This is a genomic window from Flavobacterium sp. (genome assembly GCF_035456225.1).
Lineage (GTDB): Bacteria > Bacteroidota > Bacteroidia > Flavobacteriales > Flavobacteriaceae > Flavobacterium.
The window spans coordinates 1-10,794 of record NZ_DATIDM010000158.1 but is presented as its reverse complement, the minus strand read 5'-3'; the positions used below and the strand labels follow the sequence as shown (position 1 = coordinate 10,794).

Below are 10,794 nucleotides of genomic sequence, written 5' to 3'. Positions count from 1 at the left end.
TTCCATCCTTGTTCTTTTAAGGTATCGCATAAAGCACCGGCACTGTCTGCTTCTCCGTGAATTACAAAAGTTCTCTGCGGAGGCTGTTTAAATCCGCTTAGCCATTGTAACAGTTCGTTCCTGTCGGCATGTGCAGATAATCCGTGTATGGTGAATATTTTAGCATTAACTTCAATCTCCTGGCCGAAAATCCTGATGGTTTTTTCTCCGTTCTGTAAACGTCTTCCTTTGGAGCCTTCTGCCTGATAACCGGGTATCAGTACAACATTTTTTGGGTCCGGAAGTCGGCGAAAAAGATGGTGCATGATTCGCCCGCCCGACATCATTCCGTTTCCGGCGATGATCACCAAATCTTTAGTTATGTCATTGATTTTTTTGGAATCATCGGAAGTTTTAGAGATGATAAGGCATTTTTTTAATGTCATAAAAGCATCATCTTCTTCCAGATCGATGTCTTTCAGTTTGTGATAATCACTGTATTTCCGATACAATGCTGTTGCGGAAATAGCCATAGGGCTGTCGACTACAATTTGTACCAAGGGAATTTCTTTGGACATCATGACCCTTGTGAGGTACATCAATAAGGTTTGAGTGCGTCCGATAGCAAAAGCAGGCACAATTAGATTGCCGTCTTTCTCAAACGTCTCGTTCATTATCTCTATAATATCATTTCTGTCGGTTTGCTTTATCACTTTATCCCCGTAGGTAGATTCTACAAAGAGTATGTCGGCATATTCCCTGTTTTTTGGAGGATACAAAAGAGGGTCATTGTATCGGCCTAAATCTCCGGAGAAAACAATTTTCTTTGTCTCTGTAGCTCCGGTTAGTGTTATTTCTACAATTGCAGCACCCAAAACATGACCTGCGTTGTGAAAACTAACAGAAATTTGATCAGTAATATCGATTTTTTCTTCAAAGGGAACCGATTGTACGCAGGGTTCGATCAGTTCCACATCTTCCGGAGTATATAAAGGTTCGGGGTGTTCGTGTTTGGAATAGCCTTTTTTTCTGGCATATTCCGCGTCTTCTACCTGAAATTTAGCGGAGTCCATCAGTATAAGCTGCATTAATTCTGCAGTTGCTGTTGTACAATATACCGGGTTTTTATACCCTAATCGACATAATCGCGGCAGGTATCCTGTGTGATCAGTATGGGCATGGGTTATTATGACAGCATTTATTTCCTCTGGCTTTATTGGGAATTCCGCCCAATTCAGTTCTTTCAGATTTCGTTTTCCCTGAAACAATCCGCAATCGACCAATAGGTTGAAATGGTCAATTTTCAATAGGTATTTCGAACCTGTAACTTCACTGGCTGCCCCTAAAAATAAAACACTTACGTCCATGTCTGATATATTTAATCTCATCATAGGCAGGTATATCATTGAAGATTTTTTAATTTCTCCTTTAGAATACCTTTTTCTACGATAAAATTATGTGGAAAATGACTTTAATTTGGGAACAGAAAGATAGTAAAAATTTTCCTTATAATTGTTTTTTTATTGCTGATAATGAGTAGGTTATTGGGATTTTGTTTCCCAGATGCCTGATTCTGAATTTTCCTTTTTCGAATTCCTCCGTTTCATTGAAACAGTTGTAAGGGGAATAATCAAACTCGTTAAAAGTGCTGATCGTCAATTTATTATCGATTAAAGCGTTTAAGACTTCAGACAACGGATGGTTCCAGCTCACCGTTTTGTTTTCAATAGGTGCATTTTTATCGGCATAAGTCCCGGATTCGTTTTCGATGATTGGTTCAACATTGAAATAATTATAGGACACCTCTTTGAAATCGTAATCGAACATCCAGACTACAGGGTGAAATTCCGCAAAAACAAATGTACCTCCGGGTTTTAGAAAATGAGAAACTACTTCAGCCCATTTATCCAGATCGGGTAACCAGCCAATAGTTCCGTAACTTGTGAAAACGATGTCGAATTTTTCATCAAGGTGATTCGGCAGATCGTAAACATCACAATTCACGAATTTGGCATCGAGATTGAGTTTTGTGTTTAATTCTTTTGCTTTTTCAATGGCTTTATCGGATAAATCCACTCCAGTCACTTTAGCGTCAAGTCTTGCCAACGAAAGGGTGTCCTGTCCGAAATGACATTGCAGGTGCAGGATTTTCTTTCCGGAAACATCTCCCAAAAGTGAAAGTTCAATCTCGTTTAAGGTGTTTTTTCCTTTGAGGAAACCCTCCATGTCATAGAAATCGGAGGTAACATGAACATCGGTTTTGTCGTTCCATGTTTTTTTATTGATGTCGAGATAATCTTTCGGGATTTCCATGGTTTTTTTGAATTTGATTAAAGGTACAACTCCATTTGGATATCCGCACGATCGTAATCGGTTTCATCCATTGGCGTTTCCTTGAAATTATATTTTCGATAAAGATTTAGTGCCGGAATTAGTTTCGTACTGGAAAGCAGCATGATTTTTTTAGCTTTTTTCTTTTTTGCAAAATCGATGCAGGCCTCGACTAATAAATTGCCGAGTTTTTGCCCTTGGAATTTCTTGTCGACAGCTAATTTCGCCATTTCATATACAGAATCGCTTACCTTTTGCATCGCGACAGTTCCTGCGACTTCATCTTCTACCAGACAGAAAAAAATGGCACCACCCGGTGTGAGGACAATTTCTTCAATATTTTCAAAAACCTCTTTATCGTGTTGTTCCACAAAAAAGTACTCTTCCAGCCAGGCGGTATTTAAATCGATAAAGTCCTGTTTGTATTGTGGTTGATAAGTAATTATCCGGATTGTCATTTTTTGATGATTTTGTCTTTCAAAAGTAAGCAGAATCCGAATCGTCTGAAAATACAAGGTCGATTATTTATGAAACTTTTTACATTTTAAATTCGTAATTTTGCCTCTCATAAATTTAAAGCAAAATAAAATGCAAGACGGAATTTACGCAAAATTTAATACTTCTAAAGGAGTGATTTTGGTGAAATTAACTCATGATAAAACACCTGGTACGGTTGGAAACTTTGTTGGTTTAGCCGAAGGGAAATTAGAAAACGATGTAAAACCGCAAGGGAAACCGTATTACGACGGATTGAAATTCCACCGTGTGATTCCTGATTTCATGATTCAGGGTGGTTGCCCTCTTGGTTCTGGAGTAGGTGGTCCGGGTTATCAGTTTGACGACGAGTTTCATTCGGAATTGAAACACGACGGTCCTGGAGTTTTGTCGATGGCTAACGCTGGTCCTGGTACAAACGGTTCTCAGTTTTTTATCACTCACATTGAAACAGCTTGGTTAGATGGAAAACACACGGTATTCGGACATGTAGTAGAAGGTCAGGACGTTGTAGATGCGATTGCTCAAGGTGATTCTATCGATTCATTGGAAATAGTAAGAGTTGGTGAAGAGGCTGAAAAATGGAATGCTGTTGAGGCTTTCAGAACTTTCGAAGGTTCAAGAGAAAAAAGATTGGCGGAACAAAAAAGACTTGCTGAAGAATCATTAGAGAAATTAGCGGCAGGTTTCCAAAAAACGGATAGCGGTTTACGTTACCAAATCATCCAAAAAGGAAATGGTAAACAAGCTGAAAAAGGTAAAATGGTTTCAGTTCACTACCAAGGTGCTTTAGATAACGGAACAGTTTTCGATTCATCGTACAAAAGAAAACAACCTATCGAATTTGCATTAGGAAGAGGTCAGGTAATCGAAGGATGGGATGAAGGTATCGCATTATTACAAGTAGGTGACAAAGCACGTTTTGTAATTCCTTCTTATTTGGCTTACGGTTCCCGTGGGGCTGGAGGTGTAATTCCACCAGATGCCACATTGGTTTTTGATGTGGAATTGATGGATGTGAAATAGTTCCGATTTTATAAAAATCTAAAGGCTGTCTCTTTTGAGGCAGCCTTTTTTTAGTGCTTCAGAATTTTGAGTAAAAAAATCAGTCTTACTTATATTATGAAATGCAGCTGCGTAAAGTATTCCAACGTTGAGCTATAGCGGTTTTGTGCAGCAGTATGAATGAAACATTGGAAAAAAAAGAGTTTTGATGTCAGTGAAGGGTGCTGTTTTGAAAATATTTATATTTTGAAGGTATGTTTGTTGGATTTTCTTTTTCAATGTGACGGGCTTTTGTACTTTTGACCCCAAATTATATAGAATGCGTTATCTTTTATTACTTCTTCTGATTTCTGTTTCGGCCAAAGCACAAATCCCGGCTATGCATTGTGGTTATGATTTTACATCCTATCTGGTTTTGGATGTACATGAAGACGGTAAGAAGGAGAATATCAAAAATCTGAAAATCACCGTAGTTGACAGTTTAGGAAAAGAGGTGATAAATGTGAATAATATTTACAGTTTTAAAGACAACGGAAAGTCACTTCAGTTTTCGATGAACTATCAGATTGACGAAAACGGAAATAAGTTAACGGCTGAAAACCCAAAGGCCCGTTGGTTTTTTCCGTATGCAAAAGACAATTACCTGTTGTCTATAGCAGCTACTTTTCCGGCAGATAATTTCAGTGTTAAAATTGAAGATCCTGCTAAAAAATACAAAACACAAATTATACAGTTATTCGCTTTTAATATGTATGTGCTTTGTTCCAGTCAGGCAGAGAAGACGGTACAATTCGGAAGAAAAGCTAATCGCCCGATTGATGTTGTTTTGGAGAGGAGATAGGGAGGAGTTAAAAAGAGAGAAGGGAAAAGGGAAAAGGGAAAAGGGAAAAGGGGAAAAGGGAAAAGGGAGAAGGGAAAAGAGAAAAGAGGAAAGAAAATAGATGCAAGAAATATTGCTGAAATTTGCTTACTGACCACTGCTCACTCTTTCCACTTAATATTACAACCCAAACTTGGTTTCTGATTCGGATTGATGCTTCCGTTATTGATTACCCCTTCAATCGCACTGCGTAAATCACTGCCGCTCAACGGAATTCCGTTTCCGGGACGACTGTCATCCAATTGTCCGCGATACACTAATTTATTCTGATTGTCAAAAAGGTAAAAATCAGGGGTACAGGCTGCATCATAGGCTTTGGCAACTTCCTGTGTTGCGTCAAAAAGGTACGGAAATTCAAATCGGTGCTGAAAAGCAAACTCGGTCATGAGTTCCGGGGCATCTTGCGGGTAGTTAATAATGTCATTGCTTGAAATGGCAATAATTCCCAATCCCTGTATTCGGTAATCATTGGAAACTTTAATGACTTCGTCAATCACATGATGCACAAACGGACAGTGATTACAGATGAATAGTACCAGCGTACCTTTCTTTCCTTTTAAATCTGCGAAAGAATAGGAATAGTTGGAATTCGTGTCTTTTAAATGAAATTCCGGTGCAATAGTTCCTAATGGTAACATATTGGAAGGTGTGCGTGCCATGATGTGTTTTGTTTATACCAAATTACGATAAAAATGAATCTCCCGAAATTATTTTTTTTACATTAGTAGTATAAAATAAGGAAGTATGAAAACTTTGCAGCAATGGTTTGATGAGTATGGCGTTAGTCATCAGAATCCAATAAATAAAAAGATACATTTTATTTGTGTACCGGCTATTTACTTTTCCATAGTCGGATTGCTGATGTGTATTCCAAGTGGAATTCTGACGAGGATTTCGCCCTTTCATGAACCTTTGATTGATAACTGGGCCGTTGTGGTTTTACTTTTTGTACTGTTCTTTTATTCCAGGCTGTCTCTGCTGATGGCGATTAAGATTTCGATTTTTTCCGCGATTTGTATTGCCTTGAATTTTATCATTAGTCTTTGGTTTGACTTATGGAAAGTTTCCCTGCTTATTTTTGTTTTGGCTTGGATAGGACAGTTTTACGGTCATAAGATAGAAGGGAAGAAACCTTCATTTTTGAAGGATATTCAGTTTCTACTGATTGGACCTGCCTGGGTAATTGAAAATCTGTTTTCATCTAAAAATAACGAATAATGCTTACCTGGGAAGAATTTGAAAAAGTGGAAATGCGAGTGGGAACTATCATCGAAGTGAATGATTTTCCCGAAGCACGAAAACCGGCCTATCAACTCACTATTGATTTTGGTACTGAAATCGGAATTCTGAAATCATCGGCGCAAATCACAAAACGCTATACGAAAGACGAATTGCTGAACCGGCAGATAGTGGCGGTTGTCAATTTTCCGAAAAAACAGATTGGGAAATTTATGAGCGAATGTCTGGTCTTGGGATCTGTTGGTGCGGATAATGATATTGTACTGTTGGCGCCGGAAACCCAAGTTGAGAACGGACTTCGGATTGGATAGAATTTAGTTTTCTGAACGGATTCAACTTGTGCGAATATAAAACTCGTTGAAATGTAAGATTTCTAAACCAAGTTCATTATGGTTTGGATTGCTGTCAAAATGATAGGATTGCTGTTTGTTATTGATCTGGTGTTGTTTCTTAAACAAAAAGAATATATTTTGTGAAATAGTATTTGATGTTGCAAAAACGTAAGAGATATATTTAGTGTGTTGTGTTATAAGTAATAATTTAGCGATAAATCAATTTAACATAACATTTTTATGAAAAAAACACTACTTTCTGTTTTTTGTGGAGCATTATTTTTATCAGTTCCTCATAAAACTATTGCACAAAATCTTCAGCCGATTTCAATTCAAAGCGGTTTTAACGCCGATGTTATTGCCAATGGTGTCGGATCCGCTTCGACATCTACGAATACGGATGTTGACGGAGTAAGTTTTGCATTTGTTTCCAGAGATTTTCAGTTGAACTCAAGCAGCACTCCATTAACATATGGGCTACCGGCAAACGGAATTATTAATAGCGCTGTAAGTTCTCCATCCGGATTAAGCTATCAACTTGCGCCGTACAGTGGAAATAACACTTTACGACTTCAAAACACCAATGATTCAGGAACTTTACTATTATCAAATCCTTTAGCGGCAAATAGTTTATACATGCTGGCTACAGGAGGTAGTGGAGCCTGTACAGTAAATGTAACTGTTAACTTTACGGATGCGACAAATCAGACATTTTCAGGAATCAGTATTGCGGACTGGTACGGAGGAAGTAATTTTGCGATACAAGGTATCGGAAGAATTAACCTTACCAATGATGTTTTAGAAACTGGAGGAGGAACCAATCCAAGACTTTATCAAATTCCTATGGCGATTAGTGCTGCCAATCAATCTAAACTTATCCAGAGTATTGCCATTACAAAATCAGGAACGGGTGGGATTCCTAATATTTTTGCTTTTTCTGCGGATGCCTATACGAGCTGTCCTGGACCCACTAACATCACTTATACATCTACAAACGATGGAGGGATTTTTAATTGGACTGCTCCATCAAGTGCACCATCATCGGGTTATCAATATTACTACAGTAGCTCTTCCACGCCTCCAACAGCTGCGACTGCGCCAATGGGTAACGTTGCTGCAGGTGTGACTACGCTTACGCTTACAGGGCTTAATTTAGGACAGAACTATTATCTTTGGGTTAGATCAGACTGTGGATCCGAACAAGGTTTCTGGCAAATGAAAATGTTTACAACAGGGCAAATAGTTACTTCATATACTGCAGGGGATATTAATACTCAATATACTACATCAGCTACAACAACAAGTACAACGTCATGTCCGGGAACATTAACGGTGACTATTCCGGCAGGTTATCAAATTGGATCAACAGATGTTTCTTATGCTATGTCTACAGTGAGTAATGGTTATATGAGTGAGCAAAGAAGTCTTTTGGTATGTACTACTAACAATACAACTGAAGCAGCAGTTGTTTCAGGAAGCGGAGGAACAACCGGAACCTATTCTTATAACAGAACAGGATTAAATATTGCTAATGGTCTTACAGGAAATGTTGATTTTGAACTCAGAACATGGAGAACATATGGAGGTTCAGGTTGTAGTGCAGCCTACAATAAAGTTGATAATAATACCTGGAAAGTAACCGTTACTCTTGTGCCGGTTGTTATGTCTGCAGATGAAGTTACTAACAAGAAGGAGATAAGTGTTTATCCGAATCCATTTACAGATATGATTCATGTTGATAGAACTGAACCAGTAAAATCAATCGTTATTTCAGACCCAACAGGGAAGAAAGTGAAGGCTATTGATGGACCGCAATATGATATTTATTTGGGCGATTTAACTGCTGGTATTTATTTTCTTACCATGACAATGGAAGATGGAGGTACAAGATTTGCTAAAGCCATAAAAAAATAATTTTTTAAAAGAATGGGTCATAAATTGACCCATTTTTTTTTTTAAACCTATTTTAAGATTTTGCAGTGCTGTTTCCCGCACATTTGTTTTTCAATTCTGTCGTAATTGTTTACACTACCAGGGGCCGTTCTGTTTAACCTGATAAAAACGTTTGCCATCAAATCGATAGAGTCCGGCTCCGGCTCCCCACCACATATTTCCTGCCTTATCCTGATACATACTTTGAACACAACAGTTTATTCCGTCTTTTTCTGTAAACACGGTAAATGCTTTTGGATTTGAAATGTCGATAGAAGGGTCGTATCTTGTAGTGCTGCCTCGGCTTGTAATCCAAATGATACCCGATTTTTCAATATAGATTCCCCAAACTTCACTTCCACCTAATCCGTCTTTGGTTGTTATACTTGTAAAGGCTTTTGTATCTGTCCCGGTCGATGCCGAAGGGTCATATCGGCAAATGCCATCTTTCATCGTAAACCAAAAATTTCCTGTTTTATCTTGTGCCATCCCACCTGCGTAGTTATCACCCAAGCCTTCTTTCTCCATAATATTTTCAATCGTTTTTCCATCATATCGAAAGACCCCATTGTCTTGTGAAGCAAACCAGATGTTTCCGGTTTTGTCTTCCATTATGTCTTTGACTTTTATGGTGGAAAGTAAATCAAATGGCAAAAAGCTTTTGCCGCCTGTGTTATCGGCTGATGGGTTAAATCGAAAAACACCGCCAGAGGTACCTACCCAAACAGTGCCGTTTTTGTCCACGAGAATACTTTTTCGGCCGACCGTGATATTGCGGAGTCCATCCTCTTCAGTGTAACTTCTAAAAGTTTTTCCATCATATTTAACAGCGCCACAATCGGTTCCGAACCATATATTACCTTTCTTATCTTCAGCAATAGCATGTACGCTGTTAAAATTTGGGTCGGCTTTGCTATTCCCATGAAAAAACTCCGTTCTGCTGTAGTATTGTAGCGTTTTTTCATCATATCGGGCTACGCTTTGACCTGCAGGGCCAAACCAATAATTCCCTTTTGAATCCTGGAAAATAGTCCTGATGTACTGACTTACAAGACTGGGGTCATTAGTTGGGGTAGGATTGGGGACTAGAGAAGGTGGTGTTCCTATTATTTTAGGGCTCTGTTTTGGCGCAATATACTTTTCTTTCGGTGCGCTTGTGTTTATCTGGCCTTGGCAAAAATTAATAAATAACCCCACTAAAAACAAAAAGTAAATTGAATTACAAGAATAATATTTTTTCATTTTCTTCTTTTTTTTGGTTGCTTTTAAAATGATCGTAGGAAGCTATACAGTTTTCAGTTTTCAGATCATGTAAGTATGAATGCAACGTCTCTCCAGCTATAAGAAGTTGGTGATTTTTGTTCCCGAAACCATTGCATTAGGACTGGAAGTTAAATTTATGAAATTGTTTTTGAATTTTGATTAAAACCTCAATTTCTTAAAAACGTTGTAAGTGTAGTGCTTAATCTTCTAGTAATTCTTTATTATTTGGGATTTGGATGGATGTTTTCTTGAAAAAACCATGAGCATATACCCCATGTCCCCAACAATTTCCATATTCATAATTTGCATTTTCTTTTAATTTGATTCCGTTTTTTTTAAACAACAGCTCGAGTGTGCATGCTTTTTTTAAATCTTTATCTCTATAAATAGCTACATTATTTTTATATTCTAAAGTATCTATAAATATTCCTAAATTATAGCTTGGATGACCTTTACATATATAAAAATTTACAACTAGTTTATTGTCTTCAATTTGTTTAACTTTTATTTCTCCTGAATATCCAATATAGTTACCATCTAAATCTTCTTTTCCTTCATTTAATTCATAAGTTCCATTTGGGTTTATTGCACTATTACCTTCTTTACATGAAATTAATAAGAGAGAAGTAAAACTTATCAGAATTAAATTTTTCATTTTTTGTTTTAAAAAATTACGTTAGATTCTTAAGTCTGCGTCAGCATTACTGCCAGCTCATTGATACATACAATAGAACAAGAACAAATTAAGCAAGGGTTCGGTTGTAGAGGGTGGAAGAAACTAAAATTTTGAACAGTTGCCATTGTAAGTTATCAACATTTTAGTTTTTTCTTCTTTTTGCCAATCAATCCTTTATCGGCAACTTTTTTGATGTAAGTGATGGCATCCGGAACTTTACATGCGGTTCCGTTCATGTTAACGGTTACTGGGCCAATCTTGGCAGCAACAGCTTTTGCATCGTCTGTTAAATCAGCAATATAAGAACCAACTGATATTACAAAACCGTTCATGGTATAGCGTTCGCGGTTTTTAGCTGAATGAATAGTGTCTTCAACGCGTTTGAGCAGCTTTTTGAAAGTTAGCAAATCCAATTCATTGTCCGGTTTAAGAGCAACCAGTCCGCTTAATGTAGCCCATCCGGCCACAGCGACATGTTCTTCATCCGAATCAATCCATTCCATGGCTAATTCAAACCCGTGTTGGCTTCCTGCTGCAACCCAGGGCACTGTATATTCGAAGATATTGGCAGAAAGAGCTGATGCTACCCATGACTGAAGGTTTTCTTTGGTCATCTTTTCGTCATCAGCAATTAATAGATCGGAAGAGCACACGTCTGAACT

General features: G+C 37.8%; 12 protein-coding genes. 5 read left to right on the top strand and 7 right to left on the bottom strand.

Features of this window, described 5'->3' with window-relative positions:
- From VLB74_RS09290 to VLB74_RS09280, 3 genes are all read right to left on the bottom strand, one after another.
- A partial coding sequence (locus VLB74_RS09290; RefSeq protein ID WP_325203177.1) for an MBL fold metallo-hydrolase occupies window positions 1-1,385 on the bottom strand: 1,385 nt, incomplete at its 3' end.
- A 100-nt stretch (window positions 1,386-1,485) separates the two neighbouring features.
- A complete protein-coding gene (locus tag VLB74_RS09285) occupies window positions 1,486-2,292 on the bottom strand; it encodes a class I SAM-dependent methyltransferase (RefSeq protein ID WP_325203176.1) in 807 nt (268 codons plus the stop codon).
- Between the two features lie 17 nt (window positions 2,293-2,309).
- Window positions 2,310-2,768: a GNAT family N-acetyltransferase gene (locus tag VLB74_RS09280; RefSeq protein ID WP_325203175.1), complete on the bottom strand. Its 459-nt coding sequence runs from the start codon at window positions 2,766-2,768 to the stop codon at window positions 2,310-2,312.
- 130 nt (window positions 2,769-2,898) lie between these two features.
- Here VLB74_RS09280 and VLB74_RS09275 point away from each other — a divergent pair, with 130 nt between their 5' ends.
- Window positions 2,899-3,831 carry a peptidylprolyl isomerase gene (locus VLB74_RS09275; RefSeq protein ID WP_325203174.1) on the top strand — a complete coding sequence of 311 codons (933 nt, stop codon included), beginning with the start codon at window positions 2,899-2,901 and terminating at the stop codon, window positions 3,829-3,831.
- A 298-nt stretch (window positions 3,832-4,129) separates the two neighbouring features.
- A complete protein-coding gene (locus tag VLB74_RS09270) occupies window positions 4,130-4,651 on the top strand; it encodes a hypothetical protein (RefSeq protein ID WP_325203173.1) in 522 nt (173 codons plus the stop codon).
- A 140-nt stretch (window positions 4,652-4,791) separates the two neighbouring features.
- Here the strand turns inward: VLB74_RS09270 and VLB74_RS09265 are convergent, their stop codons facing one another.
- On the bottom strand, window positions 4,792-5,349 hold the full coding sequence (locus VLB74_RS09265; protein WP_325203172.1) for a thioredoxin family protein: 558 nt from the start codon (window positions 5,347-5,349) through the stop codon (window positions 4,792-4,794).
- A gap of 85 nt (window positions 5,350-5,434) precedes the next feature.
- Between VLB74_RS09265 and VLB74_RS09260 the strand changes: the two genes are divergently transcribed.
- The 3 genes from VLB74_RS09260 (at window position 5,435) to VLB74_RS09250 (ending at window position 8,175) form a co-directional block, all read left to right on the top strand.
- Window positions 5,435-5,908 carry an Mpo1 family 2-hydroxy fatty acid dioxygenase gene (locus tag VLB74_RS09260; RefSeq protein ID WP_325203171.1) on the top strand — a complete coding sequence of 158 codons (474 nt, stop codon included), beginning with the start codon at window positions 5,435-5,437 and terminating at the stop codon, window positions 5,906-5,908.
- The gene (locus VLB74_RS09255; RefSeq protein WP_325203170.1) at window positions 5,908-6,240 is read left to right on the top strand and encodes a tRNA-binding protein; all 333 of its coding nucleotides are present in this window, start codon (window positions 5,908-5,910) and stop codon (window positions 6,238-6,240) included. Before VLB74_RS09260 ends, VLB74_RS09255 begins: the two co-directional genes overlap by 1 nt.
- 261 nt (window positions 6,241-6,501) lie before the next feature.
- Window positions 6,502-8,175: a T9SS type A sorting domain-containing protein gene (locus VLB74_RS09250; protein ID WP_325203169.1), complete on the top strand. Its 1,674-nt coding sequence runs from the start codon at window positions 6,502-6,504 to the stop codon at window positions 8,173-8,175.
- Between the two features lie 114 nt (window positions 8,176-8,289).
- Here VLB74_RS09250 and VLB74_RS09245 read toward each other — a convergent pair whose 3' ends face one another.
- From VLB74_RS09245 to VLB74_RS09235, 3 genes are all read right to left on the bottom strand, one after another.
- The gene (locus tag VLB74_RS09245) at window positions 8,290-9,435 is read right to left on the bottom strand and encodes a ligand-binding sensor domain-containing protein (protein WP_325203168.1); all 1,146 of its coding nucleotides are present in this window, start codon (window positions 9,433-9,435) and stop codon (window positions 8,290-8,292) included.
- A 220-nt stretch (window positions 9,436-9,655) separates the two neighbouring features.
- Entirely contained in the window at window positions 9,656-10,111 is a 456-nt protein-coding gene (locus VLB74_RS09240) for a hypothetical protein (RefSeq protein ID WP_325203167.1), read from the bottom strand.
- 155 nt (window positions 10,112-10,266) lie between these two features.
- Window positions 10,267-10,794 (bottom strand): hypothetical protein (locus VLB74_RS09235; protein ID WP_325203166.1); only part of this gene is annotated, 528 nt, incomplete at its 5' end.